This window comes from Candidatus Dependentiae bacterium (assembly GCA_040878395.1).
Lineage (GTDB): Bacteria > Babelota > Babeliae > Babelales > Vermiphilaceae > JAKBEL01.
In genome coordinates this window covers 1-18,750 of record JBBDMI010000005.1, presented here as the reverse complement: position 1 = coordinate 18,750, position 18,750 = coordinate 1, and the positions used below count along the sequence as shown (strand labels likewise).

At 37.0% G+C, this 18,750-nt stretch carries 14 protein-coding genes, 4 tRNA genes and 1 rRNA gene; 10 read left to right on the top strand and 9 right to left on the bottom strand.

Features of this window, described 5'->3' with window-relative positions; all coding sequences use genetic code 11:
- A partial coding sequence (locus WD055_01600) for a hypothetical protein (GenBank protein MEX0848895.1) occupies positions 1-932 on the top strand: 932 nt, incomplete at its 5' end.
- A 17-nt stretch (positions 933-949) separates the two neighbouring features.
- The gene (locus WD055_01595) at positions 950-1,444 is read left to right on the top strand and encodes a MauE/DoxX family redox-associated membrane protein (protein MEX0848894.1); all 495 of its coding nucleotides are present in this window, start codon (positions 950-952) and stop codon (positions 1,442-1,444) included.
- A gap of 95 nt (positions 1,445-1,539) precedes the next feature.
- Here WD055_01595 and WD055_01590 read toward each other — a convergent pair.
- The 3 genes from WD055_01590 to WD055_01580 all read right to left on the bottom strand — a co-directional run bounded on the left by WD055_01590 (position 1,540) and on the right by WD055_01580 (position 2,148).
- Positions 1,540-1,631, bottom strand: a tRNA-Ser gene (locus tag WD055_01590).
- Between the two features lie 230 nt (positions 1,632-1,861).
- Positions 1,862-1,938 (bottom strand) — tRNA-Arg (locus WD055_01585).
- Positions 1,939-2,059: 121 nt separating this feature from the next.
- Positions 2,060-2,148 (bottom strand) — tRNA-Ser (locus WD055_01580).
- A 142-nt stretch (positions 2,149-2,290) separates the two neighbouring features.
- Here WD055_01580 and WD055_01575 point away from each other — a divergent pair.
- The 3 genes from WD055_01575 (at position 2,291) to WD055_01565 (ending at position 6,064) form a co-directional block, all read left to right on the top strand.
- Positions 2,291-2,578 (top strand): DUF167 domain-containing protein, encoded by a 288-nt coding sequence (locus WD055_01575; protein MEX0848893.1) that lies wholly within the window; start codon positions 2,291-2,293, stop codon positions 2,576-2,578.
- 85 nt (positions 2,579-2,663) lie between these two features.
- Positions 2,664-3,854 carry a type II secretion system F family protein gene (locus WD055_01570; protein MEX0848892.1) on the top strand — a complete coding sequence of 397 codons (1,191 nt, stop codon included), beginning with the start codon at positions 2,664-2,666 and terminating at the stop codon, positions 3,852-3,854.
- Between the two features lie 83 nt (positions 3,855-3,937).
- Positions 3,938-6,064 carry a hypothetical protein gene (locus tag WD055_01565; protein MEX0848891.1) on the top strand — a complete coding sequence of 709 codons (2,127 nt, stop codon included), beginning with the start codon at positions 3,938-3,940 and terminating at the stop codon, positions 6,062-6,064.
- On the opposite strand, the gene WD055_01560 is transcribed toward WD055_01565, so the two are convergent.
- Entirely contained in the window at positions 6,061-7,017 is a 957-nt protein-coding gene (locus WD055_01560; GenBank protein ID MEX0848890.1) for a hypothetical protein, read from the bottom strand. The two genes, WD055_01565 and WD055_01560, sit on opposite strands and share 4 nt — an antisense overlap.
- A 155-nt stretch (positions 7,018-7,172) precedes the next feature.
- On the opposite strand from WD055_01560, the gene WD055_01555 reads away from it, so the two are divergent.
- From WD055_01555 to WD055_01545, 3 genes are all read left to right on the top strand, one after another.
- Positions 7,173-7,259 (top strand) — tRNA-Leu (locus WD055_01555).
- A gap of 105 nt (positions 7,260-7,364) precedes the next feature.
- Positions 7,365-7,706: an HIT domain-containing protein gene (locus tag WD055_01550; protein ID MEX0848889.1), complete on the top strand. Its 342-nt coding sequence runs from the start codon at positions 7,365-7,367 to the stop codon at positions 7,704-7,706.
- Positions 7,707-7,780: 74 nt separating this feature from the next.
- The gene (locus WD055_01545) at positions 7,781-8,878 is read left to right on the top strand and encodes a glycoside hydrolase family 3 protein (protein ID MEX0848888.1); all 1,098 of its coding nucleotides are present in this window, start codon (positions 7,781-7,783) and stop codon (positions 8,876-8,878) included.
- A gap of 74 nt (positions 8,879-8,952) precedes the next feature.
- Here WD055_01545 and WD055_01540 read toward each other — a convergent pair whose 3' ends face one another.
- The 4 genes from WD055_01540 to WD055_01525 all read right to left on the bottom strand — a co-directional run bounded on the left by WD055_01540 (position 8,953) and on the right by WD055_01525 (position 14,356).
- Positions 8,953-9,987, bottom strand: coding sequence for a hypothetical protein (locus tag WD055_01540; GenBank protein ID MEX0848887.1), 1,035 nt, complete (start codon positions 9,985-9,987; stop codon positions 8,953-8,955).
- A gap of 272 nt (positions 9,988-10,259) precedes the next feature.
- Positions 10,260-11,306: a hypothetical protein gene (locus WD055_01535; protein ID MEX0848886.1), complete on the bottom strand. Its 1,047-nt coding sequence runs from the start codon at positions 11,304-11,306 to the stop codon at positions 10,260-10,262.
- Positions 11,307-12,393: 1,087 nt separating this feature from the next.
- Positions 12,394-13,320: a DMT family transporter gene (locus WD055_01530; GenBank protein ID MEX0848885.1), complete on the bottom strand. Its 927-nt coding sequence runs from the start codon at positions 13,318-13,320 to the stop codon at positions 12,394-12,396.
- Positions 13,321-13,360: 40 nt separating this feature from the next.
- Positions 13,361-14,356, bottom strand: a complete 996-nt coding sequence (locus WD055_01525; GenBank protein MEX0848884.1) for an alpha/beta hydrolase — start codon at positions 14,354-14,356, stop codon at positions 13,361-13,363.
- Between the two features lie 138 nt (positions 14,357-14,494).
- Between WD055_01525 and WD055_01520 the strand changes: the two genes are divergently transcribed.
- Positions 14,495-16,078: an OPT/YSL family transporter gene (locus WD055_01520; GenBank protein MEX0848883.1), complete on the top strand. Its 1,584-nt coding sequence runs from the start codon at positions 14,495-14,497 to the stop codon at positions 16,076-16,078.
- A gap of 70 nt (positions 16,079-16,148) precedes the next feature.
- Here WD055_01520 and prfB read toward each other — a convergent pair whose 3' ends face one another.
- A complete protein-coding gene (gene prfB / locus WD055_01515) occupies positions 16,149-17,237 on the bottom strand; it encodes a peptide chain release factor 2 (GenBank protein ID MEX0848882.1) in 1,089 nt (362 codons plus the stop codon).
- Between the two features lie 711 nt (positions 17,238-17,948).
- Between prfB and WD055_01510 the strand changes: the two genes are divergently transcribed.
- A 16S ribosomal RNA gene (locus tag WD055_01510) occupies positions 17,949-18,750 on the top strand; the annotation flags it as partial.

Here is an 18,750-nt window from a genome sequence, read left to right as displayed (position 1 = left end):
AGCCTTCATATTCTATGGGATTAAGAAGACCGCAATTGCAGCGTCAGCCTGGAATCAGAGGTTTTCATCGATTTACACCTCAACAAAAAACAGCTGTTGCACCGCCTCCGGTTCCGACACGGGATGATTTAATGGGAGAAGTGGTGCCGCCATTGCCACCGCGAGATTATGAAAATAAAAGTAAGTTTGGAGTGCCACCAAAAATTGATCGTTCAACAAAGCCTTCATATTCTATGGGATTAAGAAGACCGCAATTGCAGCGTCAGCCTGGAATTGGAATTAGAGGTTTTCATCGATTTACACCTCAACAAAAAACAGCTGTTGCGCCGCCTCCGGTTCCGACACGGGATGATTTAATAGATGAAGCAGCGCCACCATTGCCACCGCGAGATTATGAAAATAAAAGTAAGTTTGGAGTGCCACCAAAAATTGATCGTTCAACAAAGCCTTCATATTCTATGGGATTAAGAAGACCGCAATTGCAGCGTCAGCCTGGAATTGGAATTAGAGGTTTTCATCGATTTACACCTCAACAAAAAACAGCTGTTGCGCCGCCTCCGGTTCCGACACGGGATGATTTAATAGATGAAGCAGCGCCACCATTGCCACCGAGAGATTATGAGGATGAAGTTGCAGTGATCGGGGTTGATTCTGAAGATGAATTCGGTGAACAAGAAGATAGTTTAAGAGATGTTTTGGCTGAAGGATTGGCGAGTAAGTTTGCTCGTATTCGTGAAGCAGAAGATGAAGAAGATGAAGAAGATGATTTTTGGCAAGAAGAAGCAGTGAAGTGGAAACAACGAGCTGCGGAGCAAAAGCGTCGTCAAGAAGAGGCGATGAGTCAACGGGCCGTCCCTTCCGGTAGTTACGTTGATCCTATGCAACAGATGATTAAAGGTTTTGAGCAACGGTTTCCTCAAGAAAGTGAATAAAGAAGGAAAAAATAAATATGGAACATCAAACAAAAAAGTATAGCTTTAAAGACTTTTTGCCATTGATTGCTATTTTCTTAATAGTTATCTCATTTGTCGGTTTGCGGCAGCTGAGTTATGGACCTGATTTACGGGCAGCTATGAGCGACTTTATGGCAGCATTCTTTATCATTTTTGGTGCATTTAAGTTGTTGAATTTAAAAGGTTTTGCAGAGGCTTATGCCACGTATGACGTAATTGCAAAAAAAAGTATAATATATGCCTACGCATATCCTTTTATCGAAATTGCTTTGGGGCTTGCATATCTGTTTAGATTATTTCCTAATGTTACCAACTTTGTAACACTTATTGTTATGTTTGTAAGTGCAATTGGTGTTGCAATTGAATTGAGTAAGGGGCGCGATATTACTTGTGCATGTTTAGGTGTGGTGTTTAAGATACCAATGACTTATGTCACACTATTTGAAGATTTGCTTATGGCTGCAATGGCATTGATTATGTTATTTTGGTAAATAAGCATTGAACAAAAGCAAAGTGCAAAAAGTCTGGGATCGAAACACTGTATAGAGTTTGTGATAATAAGATGTTTTTTTGTAATTGTGAAAAATGGAGGAGAGAGAGGGATTCGAACCCTCGAGACCGGTCACCCGGCCTAACGGTTTTCAAGACCGCCGCATTCGACCACTCTGCCATCTCTCCAAACCTGTAACCATTCTTCATATTTAGCAATTAGCCAAAAAATTGGTTTGCTAAGTCTATTATATAGTGGCAAACAGCTTTTAATTTTAATAGGTGAAAATACACCATTAAAAAAGATGGCTGTGCCAGACGTAGCTTGCCGAGTCGTCCTTCGGTACACACATTCGTGTTACTCAGGATGAAACGGATCCATCCTTCGTTGAAACTACGGAGGACAGGTAAGCGAAGACTGGTGCGCCCGGGAGGAGTCGAACCCCCAACCTTCAGATCCGTAGTCCGACGCTCTATCCAATTGAGCTACGGGCGCATATAAATTTCAATATTTAAATAATATAATATGTTTTTTGCTTTATTTCCAGTCTTAATAGTGTTTTTTTTAAAAAAAATCTATTCAAAGTTGGCCTGCCAACCGAAGCCTTGGCGAAGGTTGGTGGAGAGAGAGGGATTCGAACCCTCGTGCCCCTTTCGAGGCTCTTGCTTAGCAGGCAAGCGCTTTAGGCCACTCAGCCATCTCTCCAGCAAAAACATATATTTCAAAGTATAAATCTTAGTCATAAGGATAATAGATGTATGATTTTATGCAAGTTTTTCATCTATTTATTAAAAATGTATGCTTAGCATAAATAAGCGATCGAACAGATTCAATATACAGGAATATCATGGCTTTTATGGTGGATATCAAGGTGGTACCTCAATCAGGTAGGCAACAGTTTAAGTTAAATAAAGAAGATCGTTTGGTTTGTTATTTAAAAAGTGCGCCTGAACGTAATCAAGCAAATAATGAGTTGATAAAGCTATTATCAAAAACATTAAAAATACCTATGGTGGACGTTGTTATTACTGCAGGTAAAACGAGCCGTAATAAGCGTGTGAAAATTGAGCTTGATGTAACGTATGAGCAGTTGTTAGAGCGTTTGGGGATTCATACACAAATGAAGTTATTTTAAGATTTTTTTGGATCAATTGATTACTTGTTTTAGTGATTATATTTTTGTTAAAAAGGTAACAGTGGAATAGTAAAAAAGGAAGTTGATGCCTTATTATTGCTGGCGTGGTGTAACACTGGATGCATCATGGTGTAAAGGTACATTATTTGCACGTAATCAAGAAGTGTTGCGACAAAGATTGTTGCAGCAAGAGATAGCATTAGTACGCTGTGCTAAAAAAAAAGATTTAAATTTGTTGCCGATATCATTTGAACAGAAATTGCTTTTTTTCCAGCATTTTTATGCGTTGCTTTCGGCAGGCATACATATTTGGCAAGCACTTAATATTATTAGTGAGCAGACAAGTGACGCTCGTTTTGCTGAAATTATAGATAGCATTTCATCACAAGTTGAGCAAGGTAATATGCTGCATAAAGCATTTGAGCAACATGCAAATATTTTTTTGCCTGAAATGATTCATGTTATTGATATTGGTATTGAAGCTGATAATTTGCCTGTTGCTCTTAATATGTTGTGTCATCATTTGCAAGAAGCACATGAATTTAAAAAAAAACTGCGTTCAGCGCTTTTATTGCCTATAGTTACCTTTGGTATATTTCTTGTCATTATGTTGGTCATTCTTTTTTTTATTGTACCTAAATATGCTCAACTTTTTGCTTCCATGTCAAAAGAGTTACCAAGTACAACGCGTATGCTTATGACATTAAGTGCATTTATTTCGAGTTATTATATGGTGGGCACTTTATTTATTTTTGTAACTGTTTGCATGGTGCTTTTACAGGTATCAAAAAGAACATCAATTAAAAAGAAGATTGATGAACATCTATTGGTAGTTCCACATGTAGGCATATTATTTAAGCAGATTGATCTTGTTTATTTTCTTCGATCATTGTCACTTTTGTTAGAAGGAGGTTTGCCGTTAGTTCCTGCTTTATCTATTGCAAAGGAAGCGGTTTACAATAGCTTTTTTAAAGCTTCCATACAAGATATGATCACAGAAGTTGAAGCCGGCCAGGAGTTGAGTGCTGTAATGCAACAAAGATCTAAGTTTTTTGCACAAGATATTATTTTGCTTATAACTGTCGGACAAGAAACAGGGCATTTGTTGGATATGGTGCATCGTGCAAGCGAGCTGTATCAACAAAAAGTACAACGTACGTTAAATCGCTATACCATGATGATACAGCCGGCCTTAATGATTATTTTAGGTTTACTTGTAGCAGGCCTTATTTTTGCTGTATATACACCACTGTTTAATCTTGCAGATGTAGTTTAAAGCTTTTGTGTAAAACCATTTTTTCTGTTATTTTTTTAACATATCTATTTTTTTGCATGTAATTTTAATGGTAGTAGGTCATTATGTTTTTTATCAGATTTTTTTTCTTATCTTTGTTTTTTGTATTGCCTTTGTGTGGTAATGATAAACTGATATTTTTTCGCCATGCTGTAGATTTGATACCAAGCAGTTTAGATGAAGAGAAAAATCAAGAAATTGAAAGTAATAAACAAAAAATTATAAACCAGGTGCTTTATGCTAAACCGTTTGTGCAAGGTTATCGTTATGTGATCAATTGGTATGAATGGCAAGAGTTGGCAATTTCAGATTATATTACATTGTTTGATCGCACGCATACTATTTTTGGTCGGTGGGGGTTGGAGCAATTGACCAAGCCGATTGACAATGTGCATGTTATCAAACAACGGCAAGAGAGTGTTGCAAAAATCGATCAAGATGAACAGTTGTTTAATAAGCTTTGTAAATTACTTGATGAAATAAAGCAGGTTGAGGATAGCTTCTTAGCTTATTTTGATGAGCATGATCAACTTAATGCTCAAGCACAGCAATTATATTATTCATATTTCACATCAATTTTAAATAATAGTAAAGTTGCATTGGATTATGCATATGTCGCAGATTCATGTAATGCCGTTACTAATTTAGCTTCATTGCTATGCATTAATGGATTGATGTGCGAACTTATTGATGCTCAACTTGAAAGACGATCAATTGATTTTATACAAGGATCAAAGAATGGTTTTATGAGATTGTTGCATGATCATAGTTTTAATGATGATGCTTATCAACAATTAAAAGCAGGCAAAAAATTTGCACTTGCACCATTGCAGATAGAGCAAGCAACAATTTCTGAAACTGGGGGTATATATAGTTGGTTAAATGATAAAATTTTATCATTTTCAAATCATATGAAAAAATCTATTCATCGTGTAAAAGAGACAGTAAAGAATACGGCTGTAATGCGCACCGTTTTACAAGGATCATTTGGTGATAGGTGGTCATTCTTTAAAGAGCAATGTAATTGGGCTTCTCCGATTGCGTTTTTATGGGTAGTCGGTCAAGTTGCCTATCAAGATCATCGTTTATGGTTGAGTATAAAACAGAATTATGAACGTCTCACTTTTTTGTATAAAACGCATGTCAGCTTACAGCATCGCTTGTGTGATGTTGCCAATTTTTTTTCAAAAATTAAAGAGTTGCAGGAAATAATACAAGACATTCCTGCTTTGCAAAATCATTGTGGTTTGCAAAAATTAGATCTGTTATTGAATGAAAAAACAGCAACAGCATCTATACAAAAAATATTACATTTGTTACAAGCTTCTACATTTGTAGAAAAACAGCATATTTTTTATTCTCGTGGTCATGTGCTCATTACACATAAGTTAATGCAAGAGTTAAAGGATGAACTTTTGCCAGTTATGCAAGCGGTTGGGGTGATAGACGGTTTTGTTTCTATTTGTCGTGTGTATCATGAATATAAAGATCATCAAGAGCGACCATTTTGTTTTGCACAGATGAGTGTATCTAAAAAACCGATGTTGGACATTGTCGATGGTTGGTTGCCACTTATTAGATCTAATCATATAGGTAATTCAATCTCTTTAGGTGGTGATGATCAATCACGTAATCTTTTACTTACCGGTCCTAATGGGGGTGGTAAATCAAGTTTGCTCAAATTAATGGGTGGGTCAGTAGTGCTTGCGCATTCATGGGGGATTGTTCCGGCCAATGCATGCAACATGAGTTTGTTTGCAGGATTGCGCACCAGTTTTAATCCACAAGAAGATATTGCACATGATATTTCTACATTTATGGCGCAAAAAAAACGACTTGGGCAGTTGCAACAATATGTGCAACAAAGTGATAAAGATACATGTCATTTACTACTTGTTGATGAACCGTATCGCGGTACGATTGAAGCAGAAGCTGAAAAGCGGGCATATCAATTTGGTGATTATATTGCACAGTATCAACAAATTATGTTGGTGATGGCATCGCATTTACAGCAACCGATACATTTGCAAGAAAATACAGGTTTATTTATAAACAAACAGATGCAGATTACTTCAAATGATGATGGTACTTTTAATCGCACATTTAAACTGCTCGATGGTGCAGCATGGTGGTGGTTTGTTGATATTGAAAAACGTATGCAGTTTATTGATTGGTTGCATGCAGATCTTTAACAGCATCCCCAATTGTAACGTAAACCAAACCATACAGGGAACTGTATCATCGTGCCGGTGCAACCCGGAATTACATGGCTGTGCTGTACAACGTAATTGAGTGAGGTATCATTTATTGTTGTATTAGGAACTATTTTTTTTGTGTTCAGTCCGCATAAAGCAATTATTTCAGTACCTATATAAGCTGATAAGCGATCACATATATAAAGATTAATGCCTAAATTGATACCGCCACCGACTGTATTGTCAGTTGCTGATACCTCAACAGAGTTTCTTATTGATTCTATGTTATCAGGAGAAAGTTCAGTTTCAATTAATGTATCTATACAAATATTTCCTCGGTGGATTATGCCAACTTTATTACCAAAAAAGAAAGAGACGCTATTGCATAAAAAACGGTCGGTGTAATACCGTGCGCCTAAAAAGGCGCCGAACTGATTATATGTGCTATAGGTTTGGGTAAACTGTGATGTAATGGTTGATCGATTGCCTGCAGAGGGTGGATTACCAAAATTTTCTTGGTTGACAGAGAAACAGACCGTATTTCCTGATGCACGATCATAGGTTATATCAATAAACGCTAAACAGTTATCGCGCAAGTTGTAGCCAATTTCTCCGCCAACGTGTAGTACTCGGTTTGAAAAAGCTTCTTTGAATTTGGGCCAACAGGCTCCGGTATCTCGCAATATGGTGTTAATATCATTTAATCCGGTGGGCGGATTTGTGGGCCAATCAGTATTGTCAGCATCATAGTCACGTGTATTTTCAAATGCATTTAATGGTTCTATCCATAATGTTGAGGTGCGGTTTGTAAATAGTGTGGGGGCAATGCCGATTTTGGGTAGCATGTACCAGCAACCAGGAATGAGTGGGGCACAAGATCCAAAGCTATACGTATTAATAAAATTGAACAAAAGCATGAGTAGGTATGTGGATTTAAATCTGTTTTTCACGTTCTTTTCCTTTATTTGTAAAAAACATTGCAATTGCGTGTTTGATACTAACAATTATAGGTTATAAGCCGCAAGTTTTAAGTTGTAATTGCTATTGACGAAGAAGAGTGTTTGAGTTAATATATAAGCACAAAAGAGCTCTTTTTATATTATATGCCGGGATGGCGAAATTGGTAGACGCACGGGACTCAAAATCCCGCGGTGGTGACACTGTGTCGGTTCGAGTCCGACTCCCGGCACCATACTTCGCTTACCTGTCCTCCGTAGTTTCAACGAAGGATGGATCCGGGCCTCCAGGCTCGGCAAGCTTCGTATGGCACGGCCATTTTTTTAAAGGTGTAATGATAATGACTAATCAATCATGTGTTTTTTGTAAAGTTATTAACAAAGAAATTCCAGCAAAGTTGATTGATGAAAATGATGACTGTATTGTTATTGAAGATATTGCGCCAAAAGCTCCTATTCATTATTTAATTATTCCAAAAAAGCATATTGTTAATCTTCATGATCTACAAAAATCTGACTTGCCCTTGATGGGCTCTATGATGTTCATGGCAAAACAGATAGCACAAAAGCTTCCTGAGCCCAAAGCATTTGGCCTTATTATGAATAATGGCGCTCAAGCGGGTCAAAGTGTAATGCATATGCATTCTCATTTTCTTTCCGGTGCTAAGTTAACCGATCTATAAAAAGTATCTATTTATTCATATCTCTCTTGGTATAATTTGAATAACTGTTTTATTCAAATGTGAAAGGAGTGGGTATGTGTCATCGAATAATATTATTTTTATTATGTTGTATGTTTAATGTTTGTGCGGAAACTGACATGGAACAATTAATGGCAACTATGACGATTGAGCAAAAAATTGGACAGCTGTTTATGGTTGCATCAGTTTCAGATATCTCTATCAATCAAATGTTTATGCAACGAACGCCTTATCAAGTGAATCCTGATTATATTAAAAATATGATAACAGAGTATTATGTTGGCGGAGTGATTTTTTTAGGTGATGCAACTCAGGATACTATGCACAAAACAGTACATGAGTTTCAACAATTGGCGAAAATTCCTTTGTTGATTGGGTTAGATGCTGAGTGGGGTGTTGCAATGCGTGTTAAAGATGGCAGATATTTTGATAAAAATGATATTCTTGGTCAGTTGTCCAACGAAGAAGTTTTTGAAATTGCACAAGAGATTGGCAAAGACTGTAAAGAGTTAGGAGTGCATATAAATTTTGCTCCTGTAGTTGATATTAATACTAATCCGGACAATCCAATAATTGGCGCACGTTCATTTGGTAATGATAAGGATAATGTTGCACAAAAGGGAATTGCTTATATGCAAGGCTTGCAATCGGTTGGAGTGCTTTCCTGCGCAAAGCATTTTCCGGGACATGGCGATACTAATGTTGATTCTCACTTGCAACTTCCTATTTTAAATCACAATAAAAATCGTTTATATGCAATTGAGATATCGCCATTTATACAAATGATTAAAAGTAACGTTCCTGCAATTATGATGGGGCATTTATCTGCGCCTGCATTAGATGAAACCGGTACACCCGCTAGTGTATCAAAGAAGATAATACAAAAAATATTACGAGATGAGCTAGGATTTGATGGTTTAGTTATAACAGATGGTTTGGGTATGCGTGCACTTACTGATCATTATGAATCAGGAGTATTAGAGTTGAATGCATTATTAGCAGGCAATGATATCTTGTTATGTCCGGTTGATCTGCCAAAAGCAATTGACTGTATCAAAATAGCGATTAAAGATGGATTGGTATCGATTGAACAAATTGATGAGCATGTCAGGCGAATTTTAAATGCAAAAAATAAAGTAATCATAGAAAAATAAAAAAATTGGGTAATAAAAAAGCTCCGCAAAAACGCGGAGCTTTTTTATTATTTTGTTAATTTAACTTGTGTAAATTATGCACATGGATTGCATGGATTACAGAAGTCAAATTCCCAACGTAAAGCTGCCCATACAGGGAACTGTACAAAAGTACCTGTTCCGCAACGGAGCAAGTTAGTTGGTTGAGGAACTTGTAATGTTGGTACATCTTGACCTGTTGCAGTTGCAACAGTAAAGCGTGCATTGTTATTGCCTTTGAATGGTGAAGTTACTTGTACTTCAGCACCGATTAAGAATGATAGGCAATCGTTGATGCAATAATCAGCACCTAATTGCAAACCACCACTTACAGCATTGCTTTTACAAAATGCAACACGAGACAAGTTTTCTTGTTCTGCGAAGCTATAAGTTGTACCATCAACAGTTACATCATGTGCAGGAACTGTAGTGTTTACACATACTGCTTTTCTGTGTTGGATACCAAATTTCATACCGGTAAAGAATGAAACACGGTCACACCATACACGGCTGAAGTAGTGACGGTGACCAACATAAGCACCATAAGCGCTGTAGTCGTCATAGCAGTCATTTCTAGCCCAAGTAGTTAATACATCGCCAGTAGTGCAGTTAGTGTTGCAATCTTTGTTGCAATCTTTAACGCAACCTTCTGGTGCTAATACATAGTTACCATCTAGGCATACATTGCTACCGCTTGCACGGTTATAGAATGCTTCGATGAACCATTGGCTATTGTCACAAGTGTTGTGTCCGATTTCACCGGCTACGTGTAATACACCGTTGCTGAAAAGATCACCAAATTTTGGTGCTTTGCATTGATTTTCTTGTAATACATTTCCTGGGCTACTTATGATGTCATTGCATGAAAATGCTTCACCGGTTTCTGTACAAATCAAAGGACAAGTAACTGCAGCTTTTGGTACTACAACTTGCTCACGACCTCTGTTTGCAAAGATACCTGGAGCAACACCAATTTTAGGCATTACATACCAACGACCACGTTCCAATGGGCCACAGTCATCACCATAAGCTTGTAGACCTGCAACGATTGATAACAAGGCTACTAATTTGAAAGAATGCAATTTGTTCATTGCTTCCACTCCTTTAAAAATGGGTTATTTTTACTTCCCTGTGATACTACTAATTTATATTGATCAAGTCAATATAACGTAAACTAATTTTTTTACCTTTTTTTTGCCCCTTCTTTTTTTGTTAATTTTACCTTTTTTTATAGTTTTAATAATCTATATAAGCTGTGTCAAGATATTGTTAGATTTTTTTTAACAAAAGTTGGTAAGGGTGGTAAAAAGAGAAGAAGGCTTATAATGTACCTTCCCCTCTTTTGTGTTTATTATAAATTAAATTAGCAGGGTGTGCATGGATCACAGAAGCTGCCAAAATCCCAACGTACGCCGAACCAAATTGGGAAATTAACTACCGCACCGGTATTGCGAATCAAGATGTTTGAAGGTAGGTTAAGACCATTAGTTAAAGCTTCGCCGGTTGCATTTTTTACTTGAGCAATATCAAATGCATGATTTCTGTTTCCACGCAATCCGCATGAAGCTACAACTTCAAAACCAAGTTGGAATGAAAGACATTCATTGTAGTTATAGTCAAAGCCCATTTGAACACCGCCACTTACGGAGTTACTTTTACAAAATACTGCACGACGAACTTGTATTTCTTGTGCATCTTCACAGCTTCCTTCATCAGAATTTGGGAATAAGAAAGTTGTGCAAGAATCTACACGGTTGCGATGTAAGATACCAACTTTGTAACCGAACCACCATGAAGTTGAGTCACACCAGAAGCGGTCTGTAAAGTAACGAGAGCCAATGTATCCACCATATGCAGTGTAGTCATCATAGTCGTCTTGGATGCCGCAAATATTTGACAAACTGTCGCCTGTTGGGCAGCAGCTATCAGCGCAACTTGTTTTGCAATCAGTATTGCAATCAGCAGTGCATCCTGCAGTTGCAGCATTAGTTATGTATTCGCCACATTGTGGAATGCATTGTCCGCTTGCGCGATTATATACAAATTCCAAGAACCATGGACTGCGATCACATACATTGTAACCGAGTTCAACACCAACATGTAAAACACCTTGGCGGAACATGTCGCTGAATTTTGGTAAACATGGACCTTCTTGCAATGCATTTGCAAAATTATTTACATTACATTCAGGCACACTTTGGTCACATAAGGCGCTATCTTGAGCTGCACGAGGCACAACGAATTGTTGGCGTGCACGTCGAGACGCAAAAATTGATGGAGCTACACCAATTTTTGGTTTTACGAACCAGTTTCCTGATTCAAATGGACCTTCGCATGCATATTCTGCATGTGCGCTACCTGCTACAAGAGCTAGTAACATTACCACTCTAAATGAAGAACGTTTATTCATTGCTTCATTCCCCCCTAAAAAAAGTTAAAAAAACATTCCCTCTCAAACTTATACTTTTATTTTCTTATAATCTTAATCTCTATTTTTATATCTATATGAATTATATTTAATTTTGCAATATTTTTATATGATACAGTGTTTATCTCTTTTATAATTAAGATTTGTAAAAAAAACTTTTATCTTATATTTCAAATTAATGCTTCTCTTTAAAAGATTAAAACATATTTGCATGTCATTACGCAAGATTTTTATTTTTATTTGAGAACTTGTTTACAATTGGAATAATAAAAAAGTTTAAATGATGTTAGTCTTAGGTGCTTTATTTTTTTATAATAAGATAATTAAATACATGATTTGTAAGAACTATAATGATAGTATAAACAAGCGTTTTGATCTTAACTAACTCACCTTACGCAAAATTATTTTGTACTTTTTTCAATAAGTGTGAACATTTTTAAAAAATTTTTTGTATAGCGATGATCATTATAGATGAAATAATCATTTATTTTGTCATTCCTGAAGGGAATCCAGCGGAGACCGGCCTAATGTTGATAAAACCTTGATCAATGATGTGCATTGTCTAAAGAATGTTATAAAGTAAAATTTAAAAACATTAGAAACCAATTCAATTTTTAAATGAACAAACTTTTTTGGCCAAGTATTCCTCTAGACTACACCGATTTTCGCTGGATCCCCTTCAGGGATGACAAAATGGATGAATCGATTTATTTTTTTTGTGCTTGGATTATCACATTAAATTGTTTAAACATACTTGATGACAAAATGGATAACTCGATTTATTTTTTTGTGCTTGGATTTTTATCGCATACTATTTGGAAACTGTGTGGTAATAATTTTAAAAAGAGTTTCTTCTAAAATAAGTTATTAAATCTGTGAGTGCCGTAAATGCTTATTACTTTAGTTAAGATAAATATGCATGATTTATAAAGGATAAAATGTGGGTAATGCATAGGCATTCGTGAGGACGACAGAGAGAAAATTCAATTCATAGTAAAATGCACCATATAGGTTTTAAGTAACTATAAGATGTCTAATATATTGTATTTATTGCGTAAGGTGATCTTAACTAATCTAAGTCAACTTCACCGATATGTAAGGCGGTAGATTCTTGAAGTTCTTCTTGATAAAAAAGATAGAGACCGATAAATACGATAATGCATGATGCATAAAAATGCCAGGTGACTACTTCTCCTAAAAGAATCCAGCCATATAGTGCAGTGAATATAGGGCTTAAAAAACCTGAGAAAGATAAAAATGTTGCCGTATAGCGTTTGAGTAGCCATCCGTATAAGTTGTAGCAAATGATATTACTTAATAGGATTATCATGCCTAAAATACCGAAAAAGTAGCCTATGGATCCTGATGCAATGGGTGCAAATCCGTCAACAAATAAAGAGGTGATTAATGCAAGAATGCCTCCGCAGGTCATACTCAATCCGTTGATCATCATGGGAGAGTAGCTTTTTTCTTTTACCAACTTGCGCATGATAATCCAGCTATAGGTGTGTGTTGCGACTGATAAAATTACAGCTAATTCAGGCCATGATAAAAATGACATTTCACCAACTTGTTGTTCTAGATTTGATGTGCTGAGTAATACTGGAAGCAGGCCGACAAGTCCAACGGCAAGTCCGAGCCATTTTTTCATTGATAATTTTTCGCTAAACACAATGTATGAAAATAGTGCTGAAAGGAATGGCGAAAGGTTGTATATGAAGTTTGTTTTCGCAGCGGGCATATAATTAAGTGCCCAGAAGCGTAATGAGTAGGTAATATAGATGCCAAAAAATATCATTTGAACATACCAGTATATATGCTTCCGTTTGAATTTGAAATGTTCATGAGCATAAAAGAAAAGGTATGAAAGTAAAATCAGTCCGCCAATGGTCATACGAGCACCGGTGAGAAAAAGGGGTGTTGTGTAGGAAAGTAAAAGTTTTCCTAGTACAAAAGAAGATCCGAATAAAGCGTATAAAACAATAATTAAAAGCATAATGTATCTAATGGTTTCAGGTTAATATAATGCAACAATGTTAAGCGTGTAGCACAGTAGCAAAAAAGTCATGTAAATGATCACGGTAGGCATGTTTATGTTTTAAATAAATACAAGCATGCTCTGATTGCTCCGGCCACCAATATTTCGATGCATACTCAGCACAGCTTTGTGCGAGTTCAAATGAAACGTAAGCATCATTTTGTGCATGAATGAAAAATATCGGCATGTCGATATGTGCGCATAAAGGTCTAATATCGATTGCTTCATTTCTTAGTATAACACATGGCCACAAAAAGTATTCAAATAATGTTAATAATGGGGCGGCGCATGTCCAACATAGTCTATAGAAAGAGGTTTTTTTTATTTCGTGCCTGTTTTCGTTGGGGTAAAATGATGTGCGCAATAAACCTGGTAAAATTGCATGTTTGAAATATTTTTTAGGGACGCGGGTTGATTCCAAAAGTGAAATGATGCTGCTGTCTAAAATGAGACCTTTGATGTTTAATTTTTCTATTGCGTTATTTTTTTGTAATTTATCAATTGCTCGAACTGTATGATATGCTCCTGCGCATACGCCTAAAATAATAGTTGGTTTATTGTTTTGTTTGGCCAAAAAAGTTGCGGCGCCAATAATGTCATTATATTCATGTAGCCCATAAAATGGTATCTTGCTCAAAAATCGGCCATCACTTTTGCCGTGTCCGCGTGCATCAAATAAGAAAATATTACTGTTTTGAGGCAATAGATGATAAAATGCTGCGAGTCCTTCTTTGCGGCCGGGATAAAATCCACAGCAAAGAATTGTATTACAGGTAGCATCGGGTCGCTGTAAAAAAAGGCCATTGAGTTTGAGTCCGTCTTCTGCATAAAAATCTATTTCATTGAAGCCGTCTTTGATTAATGCAGCAGTTACTTGATCGTAGTGAATCAAAAAAGATGTGTTAAAATAATTTGAAGCTTCATCAATGGTAGCGCAAGCAGTTGTTGCATATAAAAGGAAAAGGATGTATACACTATTTATTTTGTTGACCATTTTCAGAAGGCCCTTTTTTATACTGATTAATTAATAACGCATTGAGATAGGAGAAAGTTAAAGTAATAGGTTAGTAGCTGATGTTCTATGTGTCAAATTTTTTAAATTCAATATAAAAGGCTTATGTAAATGAATTGCATGACGTTAGTGATAGCATGTGTATTGTCAACATTCTCAACCGCTGTGATGAGCTATATTTCTATGGCAACTCCAATTGGTCCTTGGATAGCGCCTACTTTGGTGTTGTTGGGGTTTCTTATTTATTCATGTTCTCGCAAGGCATCGATTGATAGTCCGCTCATATATGTGACTATATCCGGGTCGATAGGCGGCATTTTGGCAACTGCATTTGGATTTTCATTTCCAACATTATTTTTTTTAGATCAAACGTTATTTAATAGTTGGATGAGCTCTCCTGTTTACTTTGTGTCTGTTGTGGGGATTTTGGCGTTGGCTGCCGGATGGTATGGCATGTGGATTGCTAATGTTGTCGAGCCGGTATGTATTGATCAATTAGATTTGCCATTTCCTATAGGTCAGATGATATATAAAATGATTATTGCACAAAAACAGATACGAAAAGCGTGGGAATTGGTAATAGGTTTTGTCGGGACCATGTTGTTTTGTTTTTTGCAGGATGGTCTTTTTTTTATTCGTGGTATTATTCCAAAAGCATTAACTGTTTGTTCTTCTTTTTCATATTATTGTTTTGCGATGCCGGTCATACGTTTTGATTTATGGCCAATGTTGTGGGCCATTGGATTTGTTACGGGTCATATAATTGTTGTACCGCTTTTGGTTGGTTCCTTGTCTAAAATTTTAATTATTAAACCGATTCATGCATTGTTTTTTGATACCATGACTATTATGGAATTTGTGTTGGCTTTTTGTAGTGGCATGGTGGTCTCCGGTGTTTTGGGGAACTTTATGCCTAATAAAGTTGTTTGTTTTTTTAATAAGTACAATGTGTCGCAAGCCAAGAGTTTGTGTGGCAAGTTGCCACCGATCAGTCGTCCTTTATTGTGCGAAGGAATCTTATTGTTAGTTTTTATTTCATCGGTATTATTTTATTTTGGTTTTTCTATAGTATCGCAACTATATCTTTTAGTTTTTACTTTTATTTGTACGTATCAAATTATAATAATTGCGGGTAAAATTGGTTTGGCTCAACTTGGGCGTTTTGCTACTTTTGTTTTGGTGCCGGCATTGTTTATATTCAATCTTGATGTTATTCAAATTACCATTATATCAACATTTGTTGAGGCAACAGCCGGTGTTGCGGTTGATGTTTTATTTGGTAGAAAAGTGGTGCAGTTAAGTGGAGTAAGCTATGGGCGTGCAAAAAAATATCAATATATTGGTTTGCTGGTCAGTTGTTTAGTTATAGGTGTTGTTTTTTGGTTGTTGATACGGCAGTTTGGCTTAGGGTCTCCGGAGTTATTTGCGCAACGTAGTCAAGCGCGTCAATTACTTATTGATGTGAAAGAGTTTAATTATATGGTGGTTTTGGTTGGTGTTATATTTGGATTGATTTTAAAGCGAGCAAAGATGAGCCCAATGTTGGTGTTGGGTGGTCTGCTTATGCCATTAAATATTACTTTGGGATTAGTTGTCGGTGGTTTAGTGAGTATGTTGGCAAAAGATAGAGAGCAATGGTATCCGTTTTGGTCGGGAATTTTTGCAGCAAATTCTATTTGGATGTTGATTCAGGCGATTTTCTAAAAGTTCTAAAGGAACTGTGTTTTAGGAAAATCTAATGTGTTAATACATTGTATGATTTGCTGCAAAAAAATTAGTTATTGTGTGCGGACCAAATAAGGTATTGTTCAATAAAGTGCATAAGGTCGCCGTCAAGTATTAATTCCGGTTGGGGAGATTCAATATTTGTGCGGTGATCTTTGACCATTTTGTACGGATGTAAAACATACGATCTGATTTGCGATCCCCATTCGATTTTCTTTTTTTGTACGGATGCTTGTTTTGCGTCCTCTTCTTCTTTCTGTTTTTGAACGAGTTTTGCCATGAGCATTTTCATGGCAGTCACTTTGTTTTGTGTTTGAGAGCGTTCATTTTGGCATTGAACGACAATATTTGTTGGGATGTGCGTGATGCGTACTGCCGAATCTGTTTTGTTAACATGTTGTCCGCCTGCTCCTCCGGCGCGATAGGTGTCGATGCGTAAATCGTTGGGGTCGATTTTGATTTCTACGTCGGGAGCTTCCGGAGTTAAATGAACAGCCGCAAAAGAGGTGTGTCTTCGTTTGTTTGAGTCAAATGGTGAAATGCGTACTAAACGATGAATGCCGGCTTCGCTTTTAAGTAGGCCGTAGCAATTTTTTCCTTTAATAAATAAAGTGGCAGATTTGATACCGGCTTCTTCTGCCGGTTGATAGTCGATGGTTGATACTTGAAACTTATTTCTTTCGCAAAAACGAATATACATGCGCAAAAGCATATTTGCCCAGTCTTGTGATTCTGTTCCGCCGGCTCCGGCGTTGATGCTCAAAAAACAGTTAGAGTTGTCATCAGGGTTATTCAAAAGGAGTTCAACTTTAAATTTTGAGACTGCACGCTTTAGTTTGTCTATTTCTTCTTGTAGTTTTTTTAGTTCGGTTTCATCTTGTGCAAATAGTTCAATCATTTCATCTAAATCTTGTTTTGTTTGTGTAATGAATTGATATTGCTCGCGTTGTATTTTAATACTTTGTAGTTCCTTGAGTATATTTGCTTGGTCGGGATGTTGCCAAAAATCTTCCTGAAGGCTTTGTGATCTGAGCTGTTCGAAACGATCTTCAAGTTTACTGTTGTCCCAAAAAGTGGTTATAGTGTTAATGTTTGGCTCGAGGGCTTTTATTTGTTCTTTTAATTCATCTATGAGCATGGTTGCTTTATCCTAGGTTTCAACTTACATCATGTTTTTTTAATTTATTTTAATTCATCATTGAGTATAGCATTATATGGTGAAGCATTGAAATCACTGAAATCTTTTGTTGAAAGGCTTTTGTGGTGTTGCTATGTGTCTATTGTTATAGGTGTGTCTTGAGGGGTTTATACCTTATATAATAGATGCTTCAAATAGAGTTATGTGTATTTAAGGCAAAGTATGTATGATTTTAGGCTTGTTTTGCAAAGTAAAAAGCTCATAAACTAAGTAGCTGATTAAAAATAAAAAAGCTTACTCATTTTTGTGTACTTATTTGCTTATGTAGCTAAGTTATTGCGTGAAGAAATAAAGTTTTTTGCGAATCTATAGACAAATTAGGTGATGTTTTTTTATATTTTTTAAACCAATCTATACGAGATAGGAATGGAGGGTTATTGCCCTTTGGATCGTCCTATTTGAAGCATTTTGTTAAATGCAAAAGACCCCTTTTTGAGCCAATTTAAAACTTTTTTTTCTTTTTTGCAAAAAAAGTGTTGACAGATGTGCTCACACAGGTATACTACTTAACATATTGATCGAGAGGCGAAACGAAAAAGCCTCCTGAAAACAGCAAAGAATCGACGAAAAAGTCATCTTTGAAATACATGAGAAAGCTAAAAAAAATTAGCACATACTGTCCTTTTAGTAAATTCCTTTATCACAATTTTTGTGATGGAGAGTTTGATCCTGGCTCAGAATGAACGCTGGCGGCGTGCTTAACACATGCAAGTCGAGCGAGAAAGCTTCTTCGGAAGTGAGTACAGCGGCGGACGGGTGAGTAACGCGTGAGTATTTACCCTTTAGTGAAGGATACCTCTGAGAAATCAGGGTTAATACTGCATATGTCCCTTCGGGGAGAAAGATGGCCTCTTTGCTGTCGCTAAAGGATAAGCTTGCGAGCTATTAGCTAGTTGGTGGGGTAAAGGCTCACCAAGGCGATGATGGCTAGCCGGCCTGAGAGGGTGTACGGCCACACTGGAACTTAGACACGGTCCAGACTCCTACGGGAGGCAGCAGTGAGGGATATTGCGCAATGGGCGAAAGCCTGACGCAGCGACGCCGCGTGGAGGATGAAGGTTTTCGGATCGTAAACTCCTGTTAAGTGGGAAGAAAGACTTTTCTTTAATAGAGAAAAGGGATGACTGTACCATTAGAGAAAGCACCGGCTAACTTCGTGCCAGCAGCCGCGGTAATACGAGGGGTGCAAGCGTTATTCGGAATCATTGGGCGTAAAGGGTGCGTAGACGGTTTATTAAGTCAACTGTTAAATTCTCCGGCCTAACCGGAGCCCAGCGGTAGAAACTGGTAGACTTGAGGTTGGAAGAGAGGAGTGGAATTCTCGGAGTAGCGGTAAAATGCGTAGATCTCGAGAGGAACACCGATGGCGAAGGCAGCTCCTTGGTCCATACCTGACGTTGAGGCACGAAAGCGTGGGGAGCAAACAGGATTAGATACCCTGGTAGTCCACGCC

Coding starts and splice junctions, on each gene's coding strand:
- WD055_01595 (MEX0848894.1), top strand. CDS start 950: ATGGAACATCAAACAAAAAAGTATAGCTTTAAAGACTTTTTGCCATTG.
- WD055_01575 (MEX0848893.1), top strand. CDS start 2,291: ATGGCTTTTATGGTGGATATCAAGGTGGTACCTCAATCAGGTAGGCAA.
- WD055_01570 (MEX0848892.1), top strand. CDS start 2,664: ATGCCTTATTATTGCTGGCGTGGTGTAACACTGGATGCATCATGGTGT.
- WD055_01565 (MEX0848891.1), top strand. CDS start 3,938: ATGTTTTTTATCAGATTTTTTTTCTTATCTTTGTTTTTTGTATTGCCT.
- WD055_01550 (MEX0848889.1), top strand. CDS start 7,365: ATGACTAATCAATCATGTGTTTTTTGTAAAGTTATTAACAAAGAAATT.
- WD055_01545 (MEX0848888.1), top strand. CDS start 7,781: ATGTGTCATCGAATAATATTATTTTTATTATGTTGTATGTTTAATGTT.
- WD055_01540 (MEX0848887.1), bottom strand. CDS start 9,987: ATGAACAAATTGCATTCTTTCAAATTAGTAGCCTTGTTATCAATCGTT.
- WD055_01535 (MEX0848886.1), bottom strand. CDS start 11,306: ATGAATAAACGTTCTTCATTTAGAGTGGTAATGTTACTAGCTCTTGTA.
- WD055_01530 (MEX0848885.1), bottom strand. CDS start 13,320: ATGCTTTTAATTATTGTTTTATACGCTTTATTCGGATCTTCTTTTGTA.
- WD055_01525 (MEX0848884.1), bottom strand. CDS start 14,356: ATGGTCAACAAAATAAATAGTGTATACATCCTTTTCCTTTTATATGCA.
- WD055_01520 (MEX0848883.1), top strand. CDS start 14,495: ATGACGTTAGTGATAGCATGTGTATTGTCAACATTCTCAACCGCTGTG.
- prfB (MEX0848882.1), bottom strand. CDS start 17,237: ATGCTCATAGATGAATTAAAAGAACAAATAAAAGCCCTCGAGCCAAAC.